This is a genomic window from Streptomyces sp. NPDC090106 (genome assembly GCF_044747265.1).
GTDB lineage: Bacteria > Actinomycetota > Actinomycetes > Streptomycetales > Streptomycetaceae > Streptomyces.
Genome location: NZ_JBIVDS010000003.1, coordinates 54,424 through 80,298, shown reverse-complemented (window position 1 = coordinate 80,298; position 25,875 = coordinate 54,424). Strand labels below are relative to the sequence as shown.

At 71.4% G+C, this 25,875-nt stretch carries 22 protein-coding genes; 11 read left to right on the top strand and 11 right to left on the bottom strand.

Features of this window, described 5'->3' with window-relative positions:
* Positions 1 to 34: 34 nt before the first annotated feature.
* On the bottom strand, positions 35 to 1,051 hold the full coding sequence (locus tag ACIPSE_RS10290) for a LacI family DNA-binding transcriptional regulator (RefSeq protein WP_401659989.1): 1,017 nt from the start codon (positions 1,049 to 1,051) through the stop codon (positions 35 to 37).
* 208 nt (positions 1,052 to 1,259) lie between these two features.
* Between ACIPSE_RS10290 and ACIPSE_RS10285 the strand changes: the two genes are divergently transcribed.
* The 5 genes from ACIPSE_RS10285 (at position 1,260) to ACIPSE_RS10265 (ending at position 8,062) form a co-directional block, all read left to right on the top strand.
* Positions 1,260 to 3,086, top strand: coding sequence for a glycoside hydrolase family 2 protein (locus ACIPSE_RS10285; protein ID WP_401659987.1), 1,827 nt, complete (start codon positions 1,260 to 1,262; stop codon positions 3,084 to 3,086).
* 182 nt (positions 3,087 to 3,268) lie between these two features.
* Complete coding sequence (locus tag ACIPSE_RS10280) at positions 3,269 to 4,615, top strand: extracellular solute-binding protein (protein ID WP_401659984.1); 1,347 nt, start codon at positions 3,269 to 3,271, stop codon at positions 4,613 to 4,615.
* Between the two features lie 35 nt (positions 4,616 to 4,650).
* Positions 4,651 to 5,556, top strand: coding sequence for a carbohydrate ABC transporter permease (locus ACIPSE_RS10275; protein WP_401659982.1), 906 nt, complete (start codon positions 4,651 to 4,653; stop codon positions 5,554 to 5,556).
* Position 5,557: 1 nt separating this feature from the next.
* Positions 5,558 to 6,505: a carbohydrate ABC transporter permease gene (locus ACIPSE_RS10270; RefSeq protein WP_401659979.1), complete on the top strand. Its 948-nt coding sequence runs from the start codon at positions 5,558 to 5,560 to the stop codon at positions 6,503 to 6,505.
* A gap of 105 nt (positions 6,506 to 6,610) precedes the next feature.
* The gene (locus tag ACIPSE_RS10265; protein ID WP_401659976.1) at positions 6,611 to 8,062 is read left to right on the top strand and encodes a glycoside hydrolase family 43 protein; all 1,452 of its coding nucleotides are present in this window, start codon (positions 6,611 to 6,613) and stop codon (positions 8,060 to 8,062) included.
* 53 nt (positions 8,063 to 8,115) lie between these two features.
* Here ACIPSE_RS10265 and pqqE read toward each other — a convergent pair whose 3' ends face one another.
* The 10 genes from pqqE to ACIPSE_RS10215 all read right to left on the bottom strand — a co-directional run bounded on the left by pqqE (position 8,116) and on the right by ACIPSE_RS10215 (position 17,607).
* Positions 8,116 to 9,231 carry a pyrroloquinoline quinone biosynthesis protein PqqE gene (gene pqqE, locus ACIPSE_RS10260; protein WP_401659974.1) on the bottom strand — a complete coding sequence of 372 codons (1,116 nt, stop codon included), beginning with the start codon at positions 9,229 to 9,231 and terminating at the stop codon, positions 8,116 to 8,118.
* Positions 9,228 to 9,494, bottom strand: coding sequence for a pyrroloquinoline quinone biosynthesis peptide chaperone PqqD (gene pqqD, locus ACIPSE_RS10255; protein WP_401659972.1), 267 nt, complete (start codon positions 9,492 to 9,494; stop codon positions 9,228 to 9,230). Before pqqD ends, pqqE begins: the two co-directional genes overlap by 4 nt.
* Positions 9,487 to 10,242 carry a pyrroloquinoline-quinone synthase PqqC gene (gene pqqC, locus ACIPSE_RS10250; RefSeq protein WP_401659969.1) on the bottom strand — a complete coding sequence of 252 codons (756 nt, stop codon included), beginning with the start codon at positions 10,240 to 10,242 and terminating at the stop codon, positions 9,487 to 9,489. Before pqqC ends, pqqD begins: the two co-directional genes overlap by 8 nt.
* Positions 10,239 to 11,150 (bottom strand): pyrroloquinoline quinone biosynthesis protein PqqB, encoded by a 912-nt coding sequence (gene pqqB / locus ACIPSE_RS10245; RefSeq protein WP_401659966.1) that lies wholly within the window; start codon positions 11,148 to 11,150, stop codon positions 10,239 to 10,241. Before pqqB ends, pqqC begins: the two co-directional genes overlap by 4 nt.
* A gap of 11 nt (positions 11,151 to 11,161) precedes the next feature.
* Complete coding sequence (pqqA, locus tag ACIPSE_RS10240; RefSeq protein WP_401659963.1) at positions 11,162 to 11,293, bottom strand: pyrroloquinoline quinone precursor peptide PqqA; 132 nt, start codon at positions 11,291 to 11,293, stop codon at positions 11,162 to 11,164.
* Between the two features lie 79 nt (positions 11,294 to 11,372).
* Positions 11,373 to 12,353 (bottom strand): ThuA domain-containing protein, encoded by a 981-nt coding sequence (locus tag ACIPSE_RS10235; RefSeq protein WP_401659960.1) that lies wholly within the window; start codon positions 12,351 to 12,353, stop codon positions 11,373 to 11,375.
* A gap of 65 nt (positions 12,354 to 12,418) precedes the next feature.
* Complete coding sequence (locus ACIPSE_RS10230) at positions 12,419 to 14,566, bottom strand: PQQ-binding-like beta-propeller repeat protein (protein ID WP_401659957.1); 2,148 nt, start codon at positions 14,564 to 14,566, stop codon at positions 12,419 to 12,421.
* 197 nt (positions 14,567 to 14,763) lie between these two features.
* On the bottom strand, positions 14,764 to 15,585 hold the full coding sequence (locus ACIPSE_RS10225; protein WP_401659954.1) for a citryl-CoA lyase: 822 nt from the start codon (positions 15,583 to 15,585) through the stop codon (positions 14,764 to 14,766).
* Complete coding sequence (locus ACIPSE_RS10220) at positions 15,582 to 16,790, bottom strand: CaiB/BaiF CoA transferase family protein (protein ID WP_401659952.1); 1,209 nt, start codon at positions 16,788 to 16,790, stop codon at positions 15,582 to 15,584. Before ACIPSE_RS10220 ends, ACIPSE_RS10225 begins: the two co-directional genes overlap by 4 nt.
* Positions 16,791 to 16,839: 49 nt before the next feature.
* Positions 16,840 to 17,607, bottom strand: coding sequence for an IclR family transcriptional regulator (locus ACIPSE_RS10215; protein ID WP_401659949.1), 768 nt, complete (start codon positions 17,605 to 17,607; stop codon positions 16,840 to 16,842).
* Positions 17,608 to 17,818: 211 nt separating this feature from the next.
* Between ACIPSE_RS10215 and ACIPSE_RS10210 the strand changes: the two genes are divergently transcribed.
* The 6 genes from ACIPSE_RS10210 (at position 17,819) to ACIPSE_RS10185 (ending at position 25,791) form a co-directional block, all read left to right on the top strand.
* On the top strand, positions 17,819 to 19,321 hold the full coding sequence (locus ACIPSE_RS10210; RefSeq protein ID WP_401659947.1) for an aldehyde dehydrogenase family protein: 1,503 nt from the start codon (positions 17,819 to 17,821) through the stop codon (positions 19,319 to 19,321).
* The gene (locus tag ACIPSE_RS10205) at positions 19,318 to 21,069 is read left to right on the top strand and encodes a thiamine pyrophosphate-binding protein (protein WP_401659944.1); all 1,752 of its coding nucleotides are present in this window, start codon (positions 19,318 to 19,320) and stop codon (positions 21,067 to 21,069) included. Before ACIPSE_RS10210 ends, ACIPSE_RS10205 begins: the two co-directional genes overlap by 4 nt.
* A 112-nt stretch (positions 21,070 to 21,181) precedes the next feature.
* On the top strand, positions 21,182 to 22,348 hold the full coding sequence (locus ACIPSE_RS10200; RefSeq protein WP_401659941.1) for an ABC transporter substrate-binding protein: 1,167 nt from the start codon (positions 21,182 to 21,184) through the stop codon (positions 22,346 to 22,348).
* A gap of 7 nt (positions 22,349 to 22,355) precedes the next feature.
* Positions 22,356 to 23,225, top strand: a complete 870-nt coding sequence (locus ACIPSE_RS10195) for a branched-chain amino acid ABC transporter permease (protein ID WP_401659938.1) — start codon at positions 22,356 to 22,358, stop codon at positions 23,223 to 23,225.
* The gene (locus tag ACIPSE_RS10190) at positions 23,222 to 25,060 is read left to right on the top strand and encodes an ATP-binding cassette domain-containing protein (protein WP_401659935.1); all 1,839 of its coding nucleotides are present in this window, start codon (positions 23,222 to 23,224) and stop codon (positions 25,058 to 25,060) included. The genes ACIPSE_RS10195 and ACIPSE_RS10190 overlap by 4 nt, the downstream gene beginning before the upstream one ends.
* Positions 25,057 to 25,791 (top strand): ABC transporter ATP-binding protein, encoded by a 735-nt coding sequence (locus ACIPSE_RS10185; RefSeq protein WP_401659932.1) that lies wholly within the window; start codon positions 25,057 to 25,059, stop codon positions 25,789 to 25,791. The genes ACIPSE_RS10190 and ACIPSE_RS10185 overlap by 4 nt, the downstream gene beginning before the upstream one ends.
* Positions 25,792 to 25,875 lie beyond the last annotated feature (84 nt).

Here is a 25,875-nt window from a genome sequence, read left to right as displayed (position 1 = left end):
GCCGACGGGGCACGGGCTCACTCGGGAGCGCCGGTCAGCCCCCGCTGCTCTCCCGCACCACGATCCGGTGCCCGACCACCTCGTCCCGGTAGGGCACCGCGGAGTCCGGCGCGTCGACGCGGTCCAGCAGCAGCGCGACCGCCGCGCGGGCGATCTCCCGCTTGTCGGGCGAGACGGTGCTCAGGCTGGGGACGCTGAAACGGGACGCCTGGATGTCGTCGAAGCCGATCACGTCGAGGTCGGCGGGCACCCGCACCCCGGCCTCGTACAGGGCGCGCAGGGCGCCGAGCGCGAGGTTGTCGTTGAGGCAGAGCAGTGCGTCCGGCGGGGACGGCTCCCGGGCCAGGCGGGCCGCCGCCTCGGCGCCGTCCCGCCAGTGGTAGGCCTCGACCGGCACCACCAGGTCGGCCTCGAAGGGCAGGCCCGCCGCGGCCAGGGCCTCGCGGTAGCCGTCGGTGCGCAGCCGGTCGGTGCCCTGCCGGCCGCGCAGGGTGCCGCCGATGACCGCGACGCGTCGACGCCCCCGGGCCAGGAGGTGTGCGGTGGCCTCGCGCGCGGCTCGCACGTTGTCGATGCCGACGTGGTCGGTGTGCCCTTCGGCCGGGTGCTCACCGAGCAGCACCAGGGGAAGACGGCGGTCGCGCGTCGCAAGGTCGCGGGGCAGCAGGGACAGCGGGCTGAGGATCACGCCGTCGCAGAACTGGGTGTCGAAACCGTGCAGCGCGGCCAGTTCGCGGTCGCGTTCGCCGCCCGTGTGGTCGATCAGGACGGTGCGGCCGTGGAGCTTGGCGGCCTCCATGACGTGCCGGGCCAGTTCGGAGAAGTACGCGACGTCCAGCTCGGGCACGGCGAGGGTGATCATGCCGGTGCGACCCTGGCGCAGTTGCCGGCCCGCGATGTTCACCCGGTAGCCCAGGGCGTCGATCGCCTCCTGGACGGTGGTGCGGGTCCGTTCCGAGACGTGTTCGTAGTTGTTGATCACGTTGGAGACGGTCTTGGGCGAGACGCCGGCGTATTCCGCCACGTCCTTGATCCTCGGTCTGGCCGCCACGCTGAACTTCCTTCCGAACTCCGGTGATCATACCGATCACGGAGAGCGCTTTCCGGCCACTCGACTCCTCAGAATCTGCGCCCGAGCTATTTACATCGATGTAATCGGCATGGTGCCATGAGCCCGCACCATCCGCACCATGCGTCATTCGCACGGTCCGCACCCTCCGTGCACCGCACCGACCTGCACTCTCGCCACGAGGAGCACCATGCCCGACCCGTACCTCCCGGACGAGCCACCCCGCCCCGAGTACCCCAGGCCCCAGTTCACCCGGGACGCCTGGCTGAATCTCAACGGCGTGTGGCAGTTCGAGATCGACCGGTCCGACAGCGGCCTGGAACGCGGTCTGAGAGACCGCGAGTTGACCGGCAGCATCCTCGTCCCGTTCTGCCCCGAGTCGGAGCTGTCCGGTGTCGGGGACACCGACTTCCTGGAGGCGGTCTGGTACCGCCGCACGGTCACCGTGCCCGCCGGGTGGGCCGACTCCCGCGTCCTGTTGCACTTCGGGGCCGTCGACCACGACACCACGGTGTGGGCCAACGGCCAGGAGGTGGCCCGGCACCGCGGCGGCTTCACCCCCTTCACCGCCGACCTCGGCGACGTGGCCACGGCCGGCGAGGAACTCACCGTCGTCGTGCGCGCCCGGGACAGCCGCCACACCGTGCAGGCCCGCGGCAAGCAGGCCACCTGGTACGCCAACACCCATTGCCACTACACCCGGACCACCGGCATCTGGCAGACCGTGTGGCTGGAACCGGTCCCCCGCACCGTCGCCCTGGGCCGCCCCCGCATCACTCCCGACCTGGCCACCGGTTCCTTCCTGGTTGAGCTGCCGCTGTCCGCGAACGCCGCCGGGCACCGGGTGCGCGCCACGCTGTCCGACGCGGACGGCGCCGTCGTCACCGCCGAGGGCCGCGCCGACCTCGACCTGCGCCCCCGCCTGGTCCTCACCGTCCCCGAGGAACGGCGGCGCACCTGGTCCCCGGACGATCCGCACCTGTACGACCTCGCCCTGGAGGTCCTCGGCCCGGACGGCGCGGTCGTCGACTCCGTCGGGTCCTACGCCGGACTGCGCTCGGTGTCCGTGCGCGGCAAGGAGCTGCTCCTCAACGGCGAGCGGATCTTCCAGCGGCTGGTCCTGGACCAGGGCTACTACCCCGACGGTCTGATGACCGCGCCCAGCGACGCCGCCCTGCTGCGGGACATCGAGCTGGGGATCGCGGCCGGCTTCAACGGGGCCCGGCTGCACCAGAAGGTCTTCGAGGAGCGCTTCCTCCACCACGCCGACCGGCTCGGCTACCTGGTGTGGGGCGAGTTCGGCGACTGGGGCTGCGAGACCGGCGTACGCGACGACAACCAGCGGCCCGACGCCTCGTTCGTCACGCAGTGGCTGGAGGCGCTGGAGCGCGACCACTCGCACCCGTCGATCGTCGGCTGGTGCCCGCTGAACGAGACGTACCAGAACCTGCACGACCGCATCACCGTGCTGGACGACGTCACGCGCGGCATGTTCCTCGCCACCAAGCAGGCCGACCCGACCCGGCCGGTCATCGACGCCTCGGGCTACGCGCACCGGGTGCCGGAGACGGACGTCTACGACTCGCACTGCTACGAGCAGGACCCGGCGGAGTTCGCCAAGATCATGGACGGGCTCGCCGAGAACCGTCCGTACGTCAACACGGGTCCCGAGGGCCGGACCTGGTCCGTCCCGTACCGCGGACAGCCCTACTTCTGCAGCGAGTTCGGCGGGATCTGGTGGGACCCGGAGGCCGCCGCCGCGGCCGGCGACGACGCGGCGAACTCCTGGGGGTACGGCGAACGGCCGCGCACCGAGGCTGAGTTCGTGGACCGCTTCCAGGGGCTGACCGGCGTGCTGCTCGGCGACCCGGGCATGTTCGGCTACTGCTACACCCAGCTCACCGACGTCTTCCAGGAGCGCAACGGCGTCTACCGCTTCGACCGCTCGCAGAAGGCCGACACCGCGTTGCTGCGCGCGGCCCAGCTGCGCCCGGCGGCCTACGAGAGCAAGCCCTAGCCCCGCCCCGCTCCACCGCTTTCCCGCAGGGGCACACCCTGTCCGAGATTTACATCGATGTAAGCGGCGGCGACCGGTAACCCGCGATCCGCATCACGCACCTCCGAATGAGCCTGTGGTGGGCTGGGGCGGCGCGGGACCCCTGGTCCCCGCGCCGCCCCAGCCCACCGGGAAGGAACACCATGACCGGCACACCCGCCCAGGTCGGTCGCCACGGGCCGACCAGACGCCGCGTCCTGACGACAGCCCTCGCCGCCGGCGCGACCGCGCTCGGCGCCGGCGCGCTCACCGGCTGCGGCTCGGCCCTCGCCGCCGACGACGGCTCCACCGTCCGGCTGTGGGACCTGTTCAGCGGCGCCGACGGCGGCCTGCTCAACGACATGGTGGCCAAGGCCGGGCCCGACATGCCCGGCACACGCGTCGAGCGCACCGTCCTGGAGTGGGGCACGCCCTACTACACCAAGCTCGCCATGGCCTCCGCGGGCGGCCGGGGACCCGACGTCGCCGTCTCGCACATGTCACGGCTCGCCGGGTACGCGCCCACCGGGCTCCTGGACCCGTGGGACCTGAGCGTGCTGGCGGAGTACGGCATCGCCCCGGACGACTTCGCCGACGCCGTCTGGTCGCGCACCCGGTTCGACGGCAAGACCTACGCCATCCCCCTGGACACCCACCCCTTCATCGTCTTCTACCACCCGGAACCGGCGAAGAAGGCGGGTCTGCTCACCGCCGACGGCACCCTCGACACGGACGCCTTCTCCTCCCCCGACCGGTTCCTGGCCGCCGGCAAGGAACTCGCCAAGGCGTCCGGGAAACAGGGCATCGCGTTCGGCTACGTCACCGACACCGCCCAGTGCTGGCGGCTCTTCTACGGCCTCTACCACCAGACCGGCGGGCGCTTCGAACTGCCCGAGGGCGGCCCCGCCGAGGTGGACGTCGACCGGATGGCCACGGTCATCGCCTTCATGGCGAAGATCGTCGACGGCACCGTCAACCCCCGGAGCCTCGACTACGCCTCCGCCATCGCCTCCTTCGTCAACAACCAGACGGCGATGATCCTGTCCGGCGAATGGGAGCTGGGCACCTTCCGGTCCACCGACAAGAACGTCGGCGCGGCGCCCTTCCCCACCGTGTTCGGCACCCCGGCCGTCTACGCCGACTCGCACTCCTTCGTCCTGCCCCGCCGCGACCACCCCGACGAGGAGCACCGGCACCGTACGCACCGCGCGGTCGCCGCGCTGCTGAAGGCCGGGCAGATCTGGGCCACCGCGGGCCACATCCCCGCCTACACCCCGGTCACCGAGACCGCCGAGTACGCGGCGCTCAAGCCGCAGTCGCACTACGCCCAGGCCGCGGACCACGTCGTCCTCGACCCGGCGGCCTGGTTCGCCGGAGCGGGCTCCGACTTCCAGAACGCCATGTCCCAGGTCCTCCAGCAGGCGCTCCTGGGCGACATGACCCCGGACCGCGCGGCCCGCGCGATGGTACGGCGTCTCGACACCTTCCTCTCCAAGCCCAGCCCGGCCTGATCCGGCCGCGAACCATCCGCGCAGGAGGCACAACGATGTCCTCTCCCCTCGCCCCGTCCCGTTCAGGGACGCTCCCGGCGCGCCGGATCCTCTCCCCCGGCCTGCTGTTCGCCCTGCCCTTCCTCGTCCTCTTCGCCCTCTTCATGGTCTGGCCCCTGGCCCAGGGTCTGTGGATGAGCTTCACCGACACCTCGCTGTCGGCCCACGCACCCAGCTTCATCGGCCTCGACAACTTCTCCGAGGCCCTCCAGGACGCCGAGATGTGGCGGGCGCTCGGCCACACCGTGTGGTTCACCGTCCTGTCGACCGTCCCGCTGGTCGTCGTCGCCCTCGGCATGGCCCTCCTGGTCCACACCGGACTGCCCGGCCAGTGGGTGTGGCGCCTGGCGTTCTTCGCCCCGTACCTGCTGCCCGTCGGCGTCGTCACCCTCATCTGGGCCTGGCTCTTCCAGGGCGACCTGGGCCTGTACAACCAGCTCCTCAACGCGGTCGGCCTCGACTCCGTGGCCTGGCTCAGCGACAAGTCCGTCGCGATGTGGGCGATCGTGCTCACCACGCTGTGGTGGACCGTCGGCTTCAACTTCCTGCTCTACCTCGCCGCCCTCCAGTCCGTACCCGACCACCTCTACGAGGCCGCGGCGCTGGACGGCGCGGGCGCCTGGCGCCGCCTGTTCTCCATCACGCTGCCGCAGCTCAGCCGCATCACCGTCGTCGTGACCGTGCTCCAGGTCCTCGCCTCACTGAAGGTCTTCGACCAGATCTACCTGCTCACCAAGGGCGGCCCGGACAACTCCACCCGCCCGGTCATCGAATACATGTACGACGTCGGCTTCACCGGCTACCGGCTCGGCTACGCCTCGGCGATCAGCTATGTCTTCTTCGCCCTCGTCATCCTCGCCTCCGCGGCCCAGTACGCCGCCCTCCGCCGCCGGGAGAAGTGACATGACCTCCACCACCGAGCTGCCCGCCCGCAGCCCGAGGACCACGCCCCGCTCCCCCGTCATCCGGGAGGTGGCGGCCCGCAGACGGCGCGCCGAGGTCCGCCGCGTCCATCTCTCCCTCGGCGACAGCCGCACCGCCCGGACCCTCACCTTCGCGGTGCTGACCCTGCTGGCCCTGCTGTGGCTGCTGCCGGCCGGCTGGGGACTGCTGACCGCGTTCAAGTCGGAGCAGGACGCGAGCGATCCGGTCCACTGGCTGTGGCCGGCCCACGGCTTCACCCTCGACGGGTTCCGCAGTGTGTGGGAGCGCGGCGACCTCCCGCTGTGGATGTTCAACAGCTTCCTGATCGCCGCCGTCGTCACCGTGATCACGGTGGCGGTCTCCGCGATGGCCGGGTACGCCTTCTCCCGCACCCGGTTCGCGGGCCGCAAGGCCCTGTTCACGCTCACGGTGGCGGCCGTCCTGGTGCCGCCGCAGATGCTGATCGTGCCGTGGTTCCAGCAGATGCTGACCCTGAACCTGGTCGACACGTACGCGGCGGTGATCCTGCCGCAGACCGTGGCGCCGGTGATGGTGTTCATCCTGAAGCGGCACTTCGACTCGCTGCCCAAGGAACTGGAGGAGGCGGCCCGCATCGACGGCGCCGGGCACGTCCGGATCTTCTGGTCCGTGCTGCTGCCGCTGTCCCGCCCGATGCTGGCGGCCGTCGCGATCTTCGTGTTCATCGGGGCGTGGAACAACTTCCTGTGGCCCTTCGTCTCCACCTCGGACCCCGACCTGATGACCCTGCCCGTCGGCATCACGTCGGTGAAGGACGCCTACGGCGTCCAGTACGCCCAGTCGATGGCGTCGGCCGTACTGGCCGCGCTGCCGCTGGTGGTCGTCTTCCTGTTCTTCCAGCGGCACATCGTCAAGTCCGTCGCCACGACGGGACTCGGCGGCCAGTGAGACCGACGGCCCGCTGAGCCGGACCGCCGAAAGGACGCACCACCAGGCGCCACGACCGCACAGGCACCACCCACTCAGGCACCGCCCCACTCACCGGAGTCGCCCATGAGTACATCCCCCCGCACGGTCCGCGTCGCGACGCTGCTCGCCCTGCTGCTGGCCGTGGTGTTCTCGCTCGTCTCCACGCCCCCGTCGACCGCGGCGCCCCAGGCCGCGGCGGCCACGAGCACCACCTTCCGCAATCCCCTCAACACCGGGCCCGACCCGTACCTGACGTACTTCGACGGCTCCTACTACATGACGACGACGCAGGGCGGCAGCATCCGCATGTGGCGCTCGGCGTCGCTGGCCACGCTCCTCGCGTCCGACCCGGTCACGGTCTGGACGGACACCGACAGCTCCCGCAACAAGAACATCTGGGCCGCGGAGTTCCACCGCTTCGGCAACCGCTGGTACCTCTACTACACGGCCGACGACGGTGTGGACGACCACCACCGCGTCTACGTCCTGGAGTCCGACGCCGACTCCCCCACCGGCCCCTACCACTTCAAGTCGGCGCTGATCCCGCCGAACCACACCGCCGACTTCGCCATCGACCCCAGCGTCTTCACCCACAACGGCAAGCTGTACCTCGCCTACAGCGGCATCAACGCCTACCAGCACAACGGGCTCAACATCGCGCCGCTGTCGAACCCGTACACCGTCTCCGGCAACGCGGTCGCGATCGACGCGGCGGGCGGCTGCGCCGAGGTCCGTGAAGGCCCGGAGTTCCTCAACCGCAACGGCCGTACCTGGATGACCTATTCGGCGTGCGACACCGGCAAACCCGACTACCAGCTGTGGATGCTGTCCCTGGCCGACGGCGCCGACCCGCTGGTGCCCGCCAACTGGCGGCAGCGCAGCGGCGCGGTGTTCGCGCGCAACGACGCGGTCGGCGTGTACGGCCCCGGCCACCACGCCTTCTTCAAGTCCCCCGACGGCACCCAGGACTGGATGGTCTACCACGCCAAGACGACGTCCCAGTACACCTACACCGACCGCACCAGCCGCGCCCAGAAGATCGGCTGGAACGCCGACGGCAGCCCGAACCTCGGAACGCCGCTCGCCCTGGGCGCCACCCAGAACCTGCCCTCCGGCGACCCCGGTTCGGGCAATCACTGGATCAACGACGACGGCCGTTCCAGCGGCGACGGCACCCTCGCCTACACCGGGACGTGGAACTCCGGCACCGGATGCGCCGCTCAGTGCTTCTGGAGCGACGACCACTGGAGCGACCAGGCCGGCACCACCGCGACCTTCACCTTCACCGGGACCAGGATCGCGCTGCTGTCGGTACGCGACACCGGCAACGGCATCGCCGCGATCAGCGTCGACGGCGGCACGGAGACCCGTGTCGACTTCTACGGCGCGATCCGCACCGGTGAGACGGTCCAGTACGTCAGCCCGAAGCTGTCCCCCGGCCGCCACACCCTGCGCGTCCGCGTGACCGGCGAGCACAACGCCCAGTCCACGGCTTCCTTCGTGAGCGTGGACCGGGCGGAGGTGTACACGGACTGACCTGGGAGAAGAGAAGGGCGGCGGTCGTCAGGTGGAAGACGGCCGCCGTTCCCTCACGGAGCCCGCCGCGCACCGCGGACGCGGCGACGTCCCGAGGGAGCCGGCCGCCGTGGGACGAGCGGGGCCGACGGCCCGGGACGGGTGAGGGCGATCAGTGCGGGGTGGTCCGGCGACAGGGAGCAGGCCGGGTCGGTGCGGGAGGCGTCACCGGTCAGCGCGAACGCCTGGCAGCGGCACCCCCCGAAGTCCTCGGTCCGCCGCTCGCAGCCACGGCAGGGATCCGGCATCCAGTCCGTGCCCCGGTAGGCGTTGAAGGCGGGCGACTCCTCCCAGATCCAACGCAGCGGCCGGTCGGCGGCGTTGGGGGCGTCGAGCCCGGGCAGGGAGGCGGCTGCCGGGCAGGGCAGCGTGGTCCCGTCCGGCGCGACGGTCAGCGAGACGGCGCCCCAGCCTCCCATGCAGGGCTTGGGTGTTCCGGAGAAGTAGTCGGGGACCACCCAGGTGACGTCGAGCCTGCCGCGCAGGCGCTCTCGCCAGGTCTCCACCTTCTCCGCGGCCACCGCGAGTTGTTCACGGGTGGGCATGAGCGCGTCCCGGTTGAGCAGCCCCCAGCCGTAGAACTGGGTGTTGGCCAGCTCGATGCGGTCCGCCTCCCAGGCCACCGCGAGTTCCATCAGCGCGTCCAGGGCGTCGAGATTGTGCCGGTGCAGGACGACGTTGACGCCGAGGGGCAGGCCGCGTTCCCTGACGAGCGCCGCCGCCCGTCGCTTCGCGCCGTGGGCGGGATGGCCGGCGAGGTCGTCGGAGCGGCGGGGGTCGGCGTGCTGGACGGACAACTGGACGCTGTGCAGCCCCGCGTCGGTCAGGGCGTCGAGCCGTTCGGCCGACAGACCGACCCCGCTGGTGACCAGCTGGGTGTAGAGGCCCGCGTCCACCGCGGACCGGGTGATCTGCTCAAGGTCCTTGCGCAACAGGGGCTCGCCGCCGGAGAGATGCGTGTGCAGGACGCCGAGTTCCGCCGCCTGGCGGTGGATGCCGGCCCATTGGCCGGCGGTCAGTTCCCGTGAACGCCGCGTCAGTTCGAGGGGGTTGGAGCAGTAGCCGCAGTGCAGGGGGCAGGCGTGGGTGAGTTCGCTGAGCAGGGCCCAGGGCGGGGCGGGAGCCGTCATCGCAGGACTCCTTCCGTGCGGAGCGCGGTCAGGAACGAGAGGACGTCGTCGCGGATCGTGTCCTGCGCGGGAGGCGGTGCGAGGGCGGCGACGATGTCGTCGACGGTGCGGTCACCGTCCGCGAGTTCGAGTACGGCCCGGGCGGAACCGTGCAGGACGACGACCCGCTCGGGCAGCAGCAGGACGTCGGTCTCCCGTACCTGGTCGTGCCGCAGCCGGGCGGCGGGCGGGAGCCGGGGGCGCCAGGTCGAGGGGTCAGGCATCGCGGAGTTCCTGACGGGCCGCTCCCTGGACGCTGTCGAGCAGGCTCCACAGGACGTCGCACTTGAACGAGAGCGCGGACAGTGCGCGGTGCTGCTGGTCGCGGGTGACGGCCCAGTCGCGGACCCAGCCGAGCGCCTCGTTCCCGTCGCGCCGTCCCTGGGGGACCCGGGCGCGGAAGTAGGACAGGCCGGCGGACTCGATCCAGGGGTAGTGCAGGGGGAAGGTCTCCAGCCGCGTCAGCATGATCGACGGAGCGCACAGTTCCGTCAGGGACGACGCCACCGCTTCCAGCGCGTCGGCGTTGCGGCAGAAGTTGACGTAGCCGTCGACGGCCAGCCGGACGCCGGGCAGGAGGTGTTGGTGGGCCAGCAGCTCGTCGCGCCCGAGGCCGACGGCCTCGCCGAGCCGGAGCCATCTCTCCAGACCGCCGTCCTGGTCGGTGCGACCGTCGTGGTCCTGGATGCGCCGCAGCCAGGACCGGCGCTGGGCGGGAAGGCGGAGCTTGCTCAGGACGAAGGCGTCCTTGATGGGGATGTTGCACTGGTAGTAGAAGCGGTTGGCGACCCAGGTCCGCAGCTCGGCCGGTGTCGACCGGCCCTCGTGCATGCGCTGGTTGAAGGGGTGGCGGTCGTGGTAGCGGCTGACCGCCAGTTCCCGCAGACGGCGTTCCAGCTCGTCCGCGGACCACGGTGCGGGTCCGCCCTCGGCCGGGGAGACCGGGCGGCCCGCCTTCACGGTCGTGGTCACAGGTTCACCACCATCCTGTCCGCGGCGACGCCGAGGCCGAGCCCGGCGAGCCGTTCGTGTGCGGGATCGTCCGGATCCCCCAGCGGATTGCTGTTGTTGAGATGCGTGTAGAGGATCCGCCGGCCCGTCTTCCCGCCTCTGCCACAAAGGCGGGAAGCCGTTCCGTTCGGGCCTTCGACGGGCAGGTGGCCCATGGCCGAGGCGGTGCGCCGCGAGAAGCCGGTGCGAGGGGGTTCGTCGTCCGTGAGGAAGGTTCCGTCGAGCAGGACGCAGTCCGAGTCGGCGATCTCCTGTTCCAGCGGCTCGCTCCAGGACGCCAGGGCGGGTGCGTACAGGGCGGTCTTCCCCGTGGCGGGGTCGCGGACCTTGAGGGCGACGCTCCAGGCCGGATGCGCGGGTTCACCGGCGGCGTACCGGGGCCGCTTGGCGGACAGCGGGACGGCGCTGACGTGAAGTCCGCCGATGTCGGTGGGGCGTTCGGCCCCGGTGAGGGGAAGGTCGTTCCAGCGCAGCGCGGTGTAGGGGGAGAGGACTTCGTCCAGAGCGAGGCGCGTGGTCAGCGCCTTGCGCACGGGTTCGGTGCACCAGATCTCGATGCGGGAGGCTTCCCTGATCCGCAACAGGCCGAGTGTGTGGTCGAGTTCGGCGTCGGTGAGGACGACGCGTACGACGGGGGTCCGCTCCTGTCCGGCGTCGGGCAGCAGCGTGCGGTGGCTCTCGAGTTGCCCGGCGATGTCCGGGGTGGCGTTGGCGAGGAACCAGGCCCCTGGGTCCGCCGGCTGAAGGGCCAGTCCGTCGTGCAGGCGTCGGCGTGCGGGGTGGCGGCGTGCCCCGGTGCACCCGGGGCACGCGCAGTTCCACTGGGGCGTGCCACCACCGGCTGCCGTGCCGAGGACGCGCAACAGCACGGTGGGCCCTCCTACTTGGTGCGCAGCGAGTAGGCGGTGACTTCGAGAGCGGTGTCGACGACGGTGAAGTCGGGGCTCTGCCAGCCTGCCGGGGCCTGGGCCGGCGGCTCGGTGGGCTGCTGGGTGCGGGGTTCGTCGTGCATGGTGATCCTGCCTTCCGGTGAGGGGATTCGACGGCGCCGTGCCGGGCGCCGGGGTCGGCCGGCCTGGTGCGGCCGGACGTCACTTGCAGAACGGCGCCTTGCCCATGGCGGACTCGATGCCGCCGAGCAGCAGCTTCTGGAACTCCGCGGCGCCCGCGAAGGATCCGTCGGTGGAGAAGTCCTTGGCGTCGTGGCCGAGCGTGGTCAGCCAGGCCCTGCCTCCGTCGTAGTACTGGCACCAGGCGACGGGGTGGTTCCTGCCGTGCCCGGGGTGGTTGTAGTTCCCGGCCACTCCCTTGGCGAGCGTGCTCTCGTCGACTTCGGCCAGGACGCGGACGCGCGTCGGGGCGGGGACGAGGTTGTACCACTCGTCGGAGAACTGCCATCTGGCGGGAAGCGACTTGGTGGAGTGGTCCTTGCGGTCGACGGTCTCCACGGTGCCGGGCTGCGCGGGGCCGTGGTCGTAGAAGTTGGCGTTGCCGAGCAGCCCTTCGTACCAGGGCCAGTTGTACTCGGTGCCGAACGCGTTGTGGACGCCGACGAACCCGCCGCCCCCTCGGACGTACTGGCGCAGGGAGGTCTGGGCGGCGTCGTCGAGGGTGTCGCGGCTGGTGGAGTAGAAGATGACGGCGTTGTACTTGAACAAGGTGGCGGGCGAGGCGAGTTGGGTGACGTCCTCGGTGACGTCGACCTGGAAGCCGTTGTCGGCGCCCATCTTGGCCACGGCCTTCTGGACGACGTTGGCGTCGGTGAGCGGCGGGTTCAGTCCGGGGGCCAGGGCGGGGCCGAGGTTGGCGTGGCGGGGGCCCGCGGTGCGGGTGTAGAGCAGGACCTTGTAGCCCTGGGTGGTGTCGAAGGTGCCCCAGTCGTGGTAGCAGCGGGCGTCCACGCCGCGGCACACGCCGTAGTCGGGGTCGCCGAGTTCCTGGGCGCCCTGGCCGGTGCGGCCCTGGGCCACACTGAGGGTGCCGGTCGCCACGAGGGCGACGGTGATGCCCACGGTCGTGGCCGCGCCGGTGAGTGCCGCGCGCAGCGGGCGCATGCGGAGTCTGGTTCTCATGGAGCGTCCTCACGTCGTTCGGGAAAACGTGGCTGAGGGGTCGGCGGACTTCGCCGTGAGGGGGGCTACTTGACGACGATCTTTCCGGTGTTCTGCGGGGTGACCGGGTCGTTGTAGAAGTACTCGCCGGGGGTGTCGAAGGTGTACGCGTAGGACTGGCCCGGCATCAGGAGCCCGGTGTCGAACTCGGCCTCGAAGAACGAGACGGCGCCGTGCGCGGACCTGTTGTCCGCGGGATTGACGAAGGTGACCGTGGTGCCCCGGGCGATGCTCAGGTGCTGCGGCGCCATGGCGTTCTGGGCCACGAGGTTCTCGGTGGCACCGGGGGCGTTCCTCGTGCTGTCCCAGACCCTGCCGAGGGTGACGGTGTGCCGGGCGGTGTCGCCGGTCACGGCGGCGGTCCGGATCTGGTTGCGCTTGGACGGCGGGGTGGGCGCGGCGGCGGGTTTCACGGTGCCGCCCAGCTTGAACGCCCACAGGTGGTCGCCCCGGGGGATGTCCGGGTAGGGCAGGCCGTTCCCGCCGGCGAGGACGGCGACGTACTGCTCGCCGTCGATCTCGTAGGTGAGCGGGTTGGTGTTGACGCCGGCGCCGCACTGCCAGCTCCACAGTTCGCCGCCGTCGCGGTCGTCCAGCGCGGTGAGCACGCCGTCGGGGCGGCCCTGGAAGAGGACGCCGCCGGCGGTGCTGAGGACGCCGTTGCCGTGGGCGAGCGACCACTCGCCCTCCTGGCGCCAGGCGACGGTGTTGGTGCGCGGGTCGACGGCGGCGAGGCCGCCCGCGAAGTACTCGCCGAGGGGCCGGGCGGTGTTGACCCGCCCGCCGTGGGTGTTGGAGTAGGCGGAGTTGATGAGCCCGTAGCCGACGTAGACCAGGCCGGTGCGGTGGCTGAACGACGGCGAGGACCAGTCGGCGCCGCCGCCCGCGCCGGGGAAGATGATCGTCGCACGGTCCCAGTGGGCCTCGAACAGCCCGCCGGTCGGGTAGAAGGGCACCGGGCGGGTGGCCTTGTCGAGGCGGGGTTCGGTCTCGACGAAGGGTTCGCCGCCGGGGAAGGGCTGGGTGGGCGCGGTCTTCTGGGCCGCGTGCTGCGGTACCGGGCGTTCCTCCATGCCGTGGACCGGCGTGCCGGTGGCGCGGTCGAGCATGTAGTACATGCCGGTCTTGCTGCCGTAGACGACGATCTTGCGTTTCCTGCCGTCGATCAGGATGTCGGCGAGGACGGGGGACATGACGCCGTCGTAGTCCCAGATGTCGTGGTGCACGGACTGGAAGTGCCAGCGCCGCTGTCCGGTCTTGGCGTCCATGGCGACCAGGCAGTTGGCGAAGAGGTTGTCGCCGCCGCGGGTGGAACCGTCGGTGCGGGGATAGGGGTTGCCGAACGTCCAGTAGACGAGGCCGAGTTCGGGGTCGACGGCGGGATGGATCCAGCAGACGGCGCCGCCGGTCTTCCAGGTGTCGCCCTCCCAGGTGTCGTGGCCGTACTCCCCCGGGCCGGGGGTGCCCCAGAAGACCCAGGCGACGTCGCCGGTGCGGGCGTCGAGGGCGTAGGCGCGTCCGCGGGCTCCGGCGGTGCTGCCCTGGGTGCCGATGTAGACGAGTCCGTCCCAGTACACGGCGGCTCCGGCGAGGCCGCCCTTGCTGCCGCCGCACTGGCCCGAGGCGGGGTCGCAGCCGGGGTCGCCCTGGTCCTCGACCATCAGCTCGCGGCTCCAGACGACGGCGCCCGTCCTCTGGTCGAGGGCGAGGACCTTGTTGTCGCCGGAGATGGTGAACGCGAGGCCCTCGCCGAGGGCGAGGCCGCGCATGTTGGTGGTGTCGGTGCCGACGTTCGTCTTCCACTTGACCTGGCCGGTGCGGCCGTCGACGGCGAAGACGTTCTGCTGGGTGGTGGCCAGGTAGAGCACGCCCTTCTCGGCGATGACGGCGCACTGCTGGGCGGAGGAGGTGGAGCCGTTCTCCAGGTTGATGTGCCAGGCGCCGCCGAGCCTGCGGACGTTGCCGGTGGTGATCTTCCTGAGCGAGGAGTGGCTGTGGTTGCCGAGGTTGCCGCCGGCCTTGGGGTAGTCGGCGCCGGTGGCGGCGTGGGACTGGCCGGGCACCGGTCGCGCGAGGGTGTCGTCCTGGCCGGCCTGGGCGGGGGTGCCGCTCAGCAGGGTGACGGTGGTGGCTGTTCCGGCCGCGGTCGAGGTGAGGAAACTGCGTCTATCCATGGTCCCTCTTTCATGACGAGTCCTGACATACCCGTCAGTGGCGGGGCTGTGGTGTCTCAGGCGGGGAGGGGAGGAAGGCTGCGGGGCGGATCATGGTCCGCTGTACGGTTCGAGAGGTCCGTACGGTGGTTGCCGATTGGCGGAAAGCTACGTTAGGGACGCGCCGGGGGTGTGGCAAGGGCTGTGACGCGGATTGTTCACGCGTCTTTCGGCTGGGGCAGCCGGGCGGGCAGCACGGTGCGCGGGATGGGGCCCTTGTTGCGGCGGCCCTGCCCGGTCTCCTCCCACGCGTGCGCCAGGATGCCCACCGAGCGGCTGAGGACGAACAGACCGCGGGCGAGCGGAGCCTGGAAGCCCAGCTCGGCGTAGATGACGGCGGTGGCACCGTCGATGTTCATCGGCACGGGCCGGGCGCCGGCCCGGCGTCTCGCGAGGACGTCCTCGACGGCGAGGGCGGCCTGGAGGAAGTCCCCGCGGACGACACCGTCGGCAACCGCCCCTCGGACGAGGTGGATGAGCGGATCGCGCCGCGGATCGACGGGGTGGAAGCGGTGGCCGAAGCCCGGCAGATAGCGCGAGCGGCTCTGCCAGTCGGCCATGACCTCCTCAGCCGCCTGCCGCCAACTGCCGCCCGGGGCACGCCGGTCGCGGATGTCGCCGAGCATCTCCACACACTGCTGGCCCGCCCCGCCGTGCGCGTCGCCGAGCATGTTCACCCCGGTGGCGACGGCGTTGTTGAGGCCGATGCCGCAGGTCGCCGCCATCCGGGCGGCGGCGATGGAGGGGGCCTGGGGTCCGTGGTCGACGCCGGCCACCAACGCGGCCTCCAGCAGGGCCGCTTCACGGGGCGCGGGCGGGGAGCCGCGCAGCATCAGCCAGATGACGTCGACCAGGCTCGCGGTGCCGATGAGGTCCTGGACCGGGCGGTCGCGGAGTTCGATGCTGCCGGGCTCGATGTGGCTGACCGCGGTGGCCCACCACCGCGCGGCCTCACTGGCGTCGCGCTCGTCGGCGGTCATGACGCGGCGGCCTCTCCGGCCGTCTCGGTGGCCGCGTCCACCCAGCGGTCGGCGATCTCCTCGCGGTGGGCGTTGTGTTCGCCGAGCAGCGGTGGCGGAGAGGGCGGCCCGAAGGCCTCCCCGTCGACGAGGACTCCGTTGCCCACGACGGACAGTGGCCGTCCGGGGCGTCCTGGATGGCTGAGTCTCGTGATGAAGTTCCGGTGGGCCAGTTGGGCCTGTTCCAGGGCCTGGGGCACGGTGAGCACCCGTGCGGCGGGCACACCGGCGGCGTTCAGCTCGCGCTCCCAGTCGGCGGCCGGACGGCGCGAAAGAGCTTCGTTCAGGGCGGTGTTGAGCTCGTCGCGGTGCCGCTTGCGCTGTTCCCGTCCGCCGAACCGGTCGTCGGTGATCAGTTCCGGCGCCCCGGCCAGCCGGCACAGCGCCTCGAACTGGCGCTGCTGGTTGGCCGCGATGTTGAGCGGTCCGTCCAGGGCGGAGAAGGTGCCGGAGGGGGCCGCGGTGGGGTTCTGGTCACCGAGCGGTTCGGGCGGGATCCCGCTGACCAGGTAGTTGGAGACGGCCCAGCCCATGGTGGACAGCGACGCCTCCAGCATGGAGACGTCGAGCCTGCTGCCGTGCCCGGTGCGTTCGCGGTGCAGGAGGGCGGCGCTGATGGCGAAGGCGGCCATCAGTCCCCCGGTGGTGTCGCAGACGGGGAAGCCGACGCGCAGGGGCGCGGTCTCGGCGGTGCCGGTGACGCTCATCATGCCGGTGAGGCCCTGGACGATCTGGTCGTAGGCGGGCGCGCCGCTCATCGGGCCGTCCTGTCCGAAGCCGGAGATGGAGCAGTAGACGAGCCGGCCGTTGAGCTGGGCGAGGCGTTCGGTGCCGTAGCCCATGCGCTCCAGGACACCGGCCCGGAAGTTCTCCAGCAGGACGTCCGCCCCGGACAGGAGCCGTTCGAACAGGGCGCGGTCGGCGGTGTCCTTGAGGTCGAGCTCCAGGGACGCCTTGCCCGCGTTCTGGGCGAGGAAGGAGGCGCCGACGCCCGCCCGGTTGAGGGCGGGGTCGGGACCCAGGTTCCGGGCCAGATCCCCCTGACCCGGACGTTCGATCTTGACGACCTCGGCGCCCATGAGCGCGAGCTGGTAACTGCAGTAGGGGCCTGCCAGCACGTTCGTGAGATCCAGAACGCGTGTTCCGTCCAATGGGCGGACGTGCATATGACGTCTCCTTCCAGTGGCGCCTGGCGCGGCGCCGCTGCCGGCGGTGTTAGGTGCGCGGCCCCAGGGGGTGGTGGAAGCCCTGTGCGGCGACGCGCGCGGCGGTCTCGCGCAGGTCGTCCGCGAACACCTCGATGTCCTGTTCGGTGATGCGTGCGCTGGGGCCGCTCAGCGAGAGGGAGGCCACCGTGACCCCCGACTGGGTGCGGATGGGTACGGCGACGGCGGTGAGGCCGATGTCGCGCTCGCCGTGGCTGGTGCTGTAGCCGCGCTCGGCGGCGTCGTCGGCCCACAGGCGCAGTTGCTGCACATGGGCCACTCCGTGCGGGGAGGCGGCGGCGACCCGTTGCAGCAGTCCGTCGGTGGCGCCGATGAGCAGCACCTTCGACGAGGCTCCGGCCCACAAGGGCAGTTCGTCGCCCACCCGCACCACGTGCCGCAGCGGCTGGGGGCTCTCCTGCTGAGCGACGCAGACACGGTGGATGTCGCGGCGGATCATCAGGTTCGCGGTCTCCCCGCGCCGGTCGACGAGTTCGCGCAGCAGTTTCTGCGTGTCCGGGGGCAACTCCCAGCTGGTGTGGGCGAGATGGGCCCAGCGCCACAGACCGGGCCCGGCCGTGTAGCCGCCGGGTGTCGCCCACAGCAGTCCGTACTGCTCAAGCGTCTGGACGAGGCGCACCACGGTCGTCTTGGGCAGGCCGGTCGCGTCGACCATGTCCTTGAGCGGAACGGTGGGCTGGTCTTCGGTCAGCAGCGACAGGATGTCCAGAGCCCGGCGCACGCTGCGTACGCCGCCCGGTCCTTGCTCCGTGTCCATGCGCTCTCCTTCGTCGGTGGTCGGCCGCTCGGCCCGCTGTCGGGCGTGGCACTGGAGGGGACAGCTTCTACCAGCCAAGGTCCATTCGAAAACCGTGGCTTTCAACTTCCTCACGCCGACCTATTGCCACGGCCTCCCGGCGCCCGTACGTTACACGCCAGTCCACAGAGCAGTCCACGGAAACCATCAGATGGTTTTTTCTGGAGACGTGATGCTGCAAGACCTCCTCAAGGCAGCCGACCGGAACGACGTGGTCGACGCCCTCCCCTTCCTCGCCGGGTCCTGGGGCGGAGAGGGCCCTCCCACGGATCGCAGGGGCCCTTATCTCCGGCGCACCGTCAGCCGGGCCCCCGCCGCGACCGGGCGCGAGATCGGCACCGCGGTCGCCCGGTCCAGCGGCTACGCACGCCAGATGGCCGACCTCGCGCCCGCCGCGCGGGCCGACGTCCTGGAGACCGCCTCCCGCGGCGCCCTCGCCCACCGCGACGCGCTCGCCCGCCTTCTCGCCCTCGAGCTGGGCAAACCCGTCAAGGACAGCCGTACCGAGATCGAGCGCGTGGCGTCCACGTTCGCGGTCTGCGCGGCCGAGGCCCGCCGGATCGACGGCGAGAACCTGCCGGTGGCCGGCTGGAGCACCGGCATCGGCAGCACCGCCCTCACCTACCGGGCGCCCGCCGGGGTGGCGCTGGCCATCACGCCGTTCAACGCGCCCGCCAACCTCCTCGCCCACAAGCTCGGCGCCTCCTTCGCGGCGGGCAACACCACCCTGGTCAAGGCCCCGCCGCAGGCGCCGGCCGTCTCGGCGGCCGTCGTCGCCCTGCTCCTCGACAGCGGGATGCCCCACCAGGCGGTCCAGCTGCTGCACGGCGACGGGGAGGTCGGGGCCGCCCTGTGCGCCGCCGACCCCGTCAGCGTCATCAGCTTCACCGGCAGCGCCGACACGGGTGCCGCCGTGGCGCGCGCCGCCGGCCGCAAGCGGCTCGCCCTGGAGCTGGGCGGCAACGCCGCGACCATCGTGTGCGAGGACGCCGACCCCGCGGCGGCGGCACGGATGTGTGCCCGCACCGGATACAGCAACTCGGGGCAGAGCTGCATCTCCGTGCAGCGCGTCTACGTCCACCGCTCCCGCTACGGCGAGTTCCTCGACGCCCTCACCGCGGCGGTCGACGCGCTCGTCGTCGGCGACCCGTTCGACGAGAGCACCGACATCGGCTCCATGGTCGACGAGAACGCCGCGGAACGCGTGGTGGCCTGGTCGGACGAGGCCCGTGCGCTGGGCGCGAGCGTCGTCCGCGGCGGCACCCGGGACGGCGCCACCGCCGCCCCGACCATCGTCGCCGACCCGCCCGCCCACGCCTCCGTCGTGGTGCGCGAGGTGTTCGGCGCGCTCGTCGCCGTCCTGCCCTTCGACGACTTCGACACCGTCCTCGACCAGTGCAACACCAGCCGCTACGGACTCCAGGCCGGCCTGTTCACCCACGACATCACCCGCGTCCTCACCGCCTGGCGGCGGCTGGAGGTCGGCGGCCTCATCGTGAACGGCACCTCCAACTTCCGTCTCGACCACGTGCCGTTCGGCGGTGTGAAGGACTCCGGCTTCGGCCGCGAGGCGCCTCGGTGGCTCATCGAGGACTACAGCGTCGTCAAGACCCTCGTCCTGCGCGGGCTGTCCGTGTGGGGCGACAGCCGCGAGCTGCCCAAGGAGACCCCGTGACCACGGTGACCGCCGCCGAAGCCCTCGTCGCCCAACTGGAGTCCTACGGCGTGCAGTACGTCTTCGGCACCTGCGGGCACACCAACATCGCCCTGCTCGACGCGCTCGGCCCCAGCCCGATCGAGTTCGTGATCGCCCGGCACGAACAGGCCGCGGCCCACGCCGCCGACGGCTACGCCCGCGCCACCGGACGTCCCGGAGTACTGCTCACCCATGTGGGCCCGGGCATGATGAACGCCGTCACCGGTGTCGCGACCGCCGCCCTGGACTCCGTGCCGCTGGTCGTCGTCACCGGCGACATCCCCTCCTACTACCACGGGCGGCATCCGCACCAGGAGGTCAACCTCCACGCCGACGCCGACCAGACCGCGATCTACCGGCCCTTCTGCAAGCGCACCTGGGAGGTTCAGCGGGTCCAGGACCTCCCGCGCGTCACCGAGCGCGCCTTCTTCACCGCGACCTCCGGACGCCCCGGAACCGTCCTCGTCAACGTGCCGATGGACCTGTTCAACCGGCCGGTCGCGCCCTACGACGGCGCGCATCCGCTGCCCGGACACCTGGGCAGGCCCGGCCTGGACGAGCCGACCGCCGACCGGATCGCCCGGGAACTCCTGGCGGCCGAGCGGCCCCTGATCTACTTCGGCGGCGGCCTGCGCGGCCCACGGGGCCGCGCCGCGCTGCTGGACCTCGCCGAGCACCTCGACATCCCGCTCGCACACTCCCTCATGGGCAAAGGCGGCGTCCCCGACCGGCACCCCCTGCTGCTGGGCATGCCCGGTTTCTGGGGCCTGGAGAGCACCCACGAGCGCACGAAGGGCGCCGATGTCGTCCTGGCGCTGGCCACCCGCTTCGCCGAGACCGACGCCAGCTCCTGGGAGGCGGCGTACACCTGGAACTTCCCGCCGAGCCGACTGCTCCAGATCGACATCGACCCCGCCGAGATCGGCCGCAACTACCCCGTGCACATCGGTGCCGTGGCCGACGTCGAGCTCGCGCTGGAGAGGATCGGCGCGGCGGTACGGGCCCGTCGAGGCGAGCCGCTCTCCCGTCCCGGCCTGCGCGAGAGCATCGCCGCCGCGCGCGCCGGGGTGTTCGACGCGGCCCGTGAGGCCGGCCGCAGCGACGCCTTCCCGCTGCGTCCCCAGCGCATCCTGGCCGACCTGCGCGACGCCCTGCCCGACGACGCGATCCTCGTCACCGACGTCGGCTGGAACAAGAACGGCGTCGCGCAGTGCTACGAACTGCCCGAACAGGGCCGCTTCATCACCCCGGGAGGCGCCTCCACCATGGGCTTCGGCCCGGCCGCGGCCGTCGGCGTGCAGATCGCCCGGCCCGAGCGTGTCGTGGTCGCCCTCATCGGCGACGGCGGCATGAGCGCCCAGCTGCCCGCCGTACCGATGGCGGTCGAACAGGGCGCGCCCGTCATCTTCGTGGTGATGAACAACCGCGCCCACGGCACCATCGCCGACCTCCAGTCCTCGTCCTTCGGACGGTCCTACGGCTGCGAGTTCACCGACGCCGAAGGCCGCCCCTACAGCCCGGACTTCGCGCGCTACGGCGAGTCCTGCGGCGCCGACGGCTACTCCGTCACGGCCCCGGGCGACCTGCGCAAGGCGCTCGACGACGCCGTCGCCCGCCGCCGGCCCGCCGTCCTCGACGTGCCCATGGTCAACGAGCCGGTGCCCACCCCGGGCCACTGGAACATCAAGGACATCTACGCCGGCCGTTTCCCCGCCGACGCCCGCTGACCTCCTCCCGCACCGCCCGCCGGCCCCGGCACCACCACGGGCCGGCGGGGCTCGCGTCGCCTCCCCCCACCCCGCCCGTCAGCCCACCGACACCGATACCGAGGTGACCACCATGTCCCGTACCTCCCGGCCCTCCGCTCCACGCACGCTGCTCGCCACCGCCGTCGCCGTGGCCGCGACCGCCTCCCTGGCCGCGTGCGGCGCGCCCGGCGACTCCGACAAGGGCGGCGGTTCCGACTCGGGCCCCATCAAGATCGCCGTCGTCAACGCCCGCAGCGGCCAGCTCTCCTCGCTGGGCGACTGGGAGTACAAGGGCGCCAAGCTCGCCGTGGACGAGTGGAACAAGAAGGGCGGCATCGACGGCCGCAGGATCCAGATCAAGTCGTTCGACGACCAGGGCGACCCGACCACGGGCACCAACCTCGCCCGGAAGATCTCCAGCGAGGACTACATCGCGATGATCGGCACCGCCGAGAGCGCGGTGACCATCGCCATGGCGCCCATCCTGAAGCAGGAGGGCATCCCCAACATCACCTCGGGCCAGTCCGACGGACTCGTCGCCGTCAAGAGCGAGTTCCTGTTCCTCAACGGCCCGACCAGCACCACCTACGACAGCACCCTGGCCGACCATCTGGTGCGGGCCAAGGGCTACAAGAAGATCGCGATGATCACCAACAACGGTTCCTTCGGCACCGGTGAGCACGACGCGTTCACCAAGGCGGTCAAGGACCTCGGTGTCACCCCGGTCACCGACCAGGTCGTCACCACCGACCAGAAGGACTTCAGCGCCGCCCTCACCAAGATCCGCGCCCAGAAGCCCGAGGTGATCTTCATCGGTTCGGAGGAGGTCGAGGCCGGCCTCATCGTCAAGCAGGCCCGCGACCTCGGCATCACCGCCCCGTTCGCGGGCGCGGCACCCCAGGGCACACCGGTCTTCGTGGAGACCGCGGGCAAGGAGGCGGCGGAGGGCACCATCGTCAGCTCCCCCTACCTCAGCAACGACGTCAGCCCCGCCACCCAGAAGTTCGCCGCCGCCTACAAGGCCGCCTACGGCGAGGACGCCGAACTGCACGGCGCCAAGGCCTACGACGGCACCAGCATCCTGCTCACCGCCCTGAAGAACAGCGGGGTGGCGACCGGCAAGAAGCTCGCCGACGCCATCCGCGCGACCGAGTACGACGGACTGCTCGGCCAGTTCCGCTACGGCCCCGACGGCGTCGGCATCACCAAGACCAGCATCGGCGTCATCAAGTCCGGCGTGCTCGTCGAGCAGAAGTGAGGACGACGTGCAGGACACCCTCCAGACGCTCGTCAGCGGACTGAGTCTCGGGGCGGTCTACGCCCTGGTCGCGATGGGCTTCTCCCTCGTCTACCGGACGATGGGGCTGGTCAACTTCGCGCACGCGGACATCGCCATGATCGGCGCCTACGCCGCCTCCACCTTCTACCTCACCGCCCATCTGCCCTTCGCCCTGGCCATGGTGACCGCGATCGTGGTCACCGGGGCCATCGGCCTGGTCATCGAACGCGTGCTGCGCCCCCTGGAGAACAAGGACTTCGACCTCATGCTGATCGGCACGATCGGCTTCGGCATCGTGCTCCAGGCGGTCGCCGTCCTCGTCTGGGGCACCACCGGCCGCGCGGTCCCCTCGCCCCTGCACGCCGCGCCCCTGGACCTGCTCGGCATCCGGGTGCGCACCTACGACCTCCTCGTCATGGCCGTGGCCGCCGTCGCCGTCGTCGGTCTGGCCTTCTTCCTGTCCCGCACCAAGCGCGGCGCGGCCATGCAGGCGGTCGCCATGGACCACGAGGCGGCCACCGCCGTGGGCATCGACGTCGGCCGCAGCAACGCCCTGGCCTTCGCCATCGGAGCCGGACTCGCCGCCCTCGCGGGCGGCCTGGTCGGACCGATGCTCTACGTCGACGCCTCCCTCGGCGGGGCCCTCGGCATCAAGGGCTTCGCCGCCGCGATGCTCGGCGGGTTCGGCTCGATCCAGGGGGCGGTGGTGGGCGGCGTGGCCATCGGCGTCCTCGACTCCTACGCCGCCGGCCACTTCCAGGGCTACTCGGTCCTGGTCACGTTCCTGGTCTTCACCATGGCCATCATGATCCGGCCCACGGGGATCTTCGGCGAGAGGACGGTCAGCCGCGCATGAAGACCCGTATCGGCACGACCGGCGCGCTCGTCGCCGCCGCCTGGGCCCTCCCCTACGGCCTGGGCAGTTACACCATCCACGTGGTGGACATCGCTCTCATCTACGCCCTGCTGGCGATCGGGATGGGGCTGGCGATGGGCATCTCCGGCCAGGTCAACCTCGCCCAGGTCGCGTTCTTCGGCGTCGGCGCCTACACGGTGGCCATCCTCACCACCGGGTACGGACACGGGTTCTGGACCGCCGCCCTGCTCGCCGTCCTGGCCTCCGTCGTCACGGGCCTGTTCGTGGGCGTCCCGGCCCTGCGGATGCAGTCGCACTACCTGGGGATCGTCACCCTCGGTCTCGCCCTGGGCTTCATCAACTGGATCACCAACGCCGAGGTCACCGGCGGCGCCGACGGGATCTCCGGCGTCCCGGGCCCCACCCTGCCCGGCATCGACCTGTCCAGCGAGTACCTCTACTACTACCTGGAGGCCGTGGTCTTCGGCCTCGCGCTCGTCTTCGGCCTCTTCGTCGTCCGCACCTCCCTGGGCCGGCGCCTGCGCGCCATGCGCGACGACTCCCTGGCCGCGGGCGCGATGGGCGCGGAGATCCCGCTGCTGCGCATGACGGCCTTCCTCCTGGCCAGCCTCTACGGGGGCCTCGCCGGCGTCCTCTACGCGGGCCTCATCCGCTATGTCGCGCCGGAGACCTTCTCCATCGGGAACATGTTCATCCTGCTGGCGATGGTCATCATCGGCGGGCGCCGCTCCCTGGTGGGCTGCGTGGTCGGCGCCGTCGGTCTGACCCTGGTCCGGGAATGGCTCTCGGACTTCTCCACCTACGCCCAACTCGGCTACGGCGTGGTCGTCGTCCTCATGGTCGTGTTCGCGCCGACCGGTCTGGCCGGGGTCCCGGACCGGCTGCGCGGCGTGTACGAACGACGCCGCGGCCGGCAGTCCGTCCGCGCGGAGCTGCGGCCCTTCACGCCCTACCCACCCGTCGAGCGCGCCGACGGCGGCGGCGATGTGCTGCTGACGGTGGAGGGCGTCACACAGCAGTTCCGCGGACTGCGGGCGCTGGACGAGGTGTCCCTCACCGTGGACGCGGGCGAGATCCGCGGCATCGTCGGCCCCAACGGCTCCGGGAAGACCACGCTGTTCAACGTGATCAGCGGCTTCTACCGGGCGACCGCGGGCACGGTCCGCTTCGCCGGCGCCGACACCACCACCGCCCGGCCCTACGCCCTGTCGCTGGCCGGGGTGTCCCGCACCTTCCAGAACCTGCGCCTGTTCGGGCAGCTCACCGTCCGCGAGAACGTCCTCGTCGCCCTCGACCGCAGCCGCACATGGACGATCTGGCAGTACGTGCTGTGGCAGCCCGGGGTGTGGGCGCACGAGCGCCGGCTGCGGGCGCGGGCGGACGAGGTGCTGGAGCGCTTCGGGCTCTCGGACTTCGCGGGCGCCGACCCCACGTCCCTGCCGTACGGCATCCAGCGGCGCATCGAGATCGCCCGTGCCATGGCGGCCGAGCCCCGGCTGCTGCTGCTCGACGAACCGGCCGCCGGGCTCAACGGCGAGGAGGTGCGCCAGCTCATCGGCGTCGTCCGCTCGATCAGGGACAGCGGCACCACCGTGATCCTCATCGAGCACAACATGGGGCTGGTCATGAACCTGTGCGAGAAGGTCACCGTGCTGTCCAGCGGCTCCGTGATCGCCGAGGGCACCCCTCAGGAGGTCGTGGCCGCGCCGGAGGTCATCGAGGCCTATCTCGGCGAGTCCGACCTGGCCGAGATCGGCATGGACGCCCCCGGGACCGCCGACCGTCCCGGCCGACCCCAGGAGGCGACCTCGTGAAGGTCATCGCGGACACCACCGCCGAATGCCTGACCGTGCGCGAGCTCAGCGTGCACTACGGCGGCGTCCAGGCCGTCGGCTCCATCGACTTCAGCGTCGAGCCCGGCCAGTCCGTCGGCATCATCGGGGCCAACGGCGCCGGGAAGACGTCCACGCTCAAGGCGCTCATGGGGCTGGTCCCGCGCAGCGGCGGCAGCATCCGGCTCGGCGACAAGGACCTCACCCGGGTCAGGGCCCGCGACATGGTGCGTCACGGCATCGGCTACGTCCCCGAGGGGCGGCATGTCTTCCCCGGCCTGTCCGTCGAGAAGAACCTCCTCCTGGGCGCCTACTCCCGCGCCTGGGACAAGGAGACGCACCGGCAGCTCGACGAGGTCTACGCCCTCTTCCCCGTGCTGAAGGAGATGCGCGAGCGTCTGGCGGGAGCGCTGTCCGGCGGCCAGCAGCAGATGCTGTCCATCGGCCGCGCCCTGATGACCCGGCCGCGTCTGCTGGTGCTGGACGAACCCTCCATGGGTCTGTCGCCGAAGCTCGTCGGCACCATCCTCGACGTGCTGCTGCGGCTGCGCGAGGAAGGGCTGAGCCTGCTGCTCGTGGAGCAGAACGCCAAGCTCACCTTCGGGGTGACCAGCCACTGCGTCGTGATGGAGAACGGCCGTGTCGCCCTGCGCGGCACCTCCGCGCGGCTGAGTCACGACCCGCGGGTGCGGGAGGTGTACCTGGGCCTGTGAAGGCCGCCCCGGCCGACCACTTCCCGCCGCGCCCCGATCCTGGTACAGATAACGAACCAGTTCGTACATTACTTGTGTGGGGTG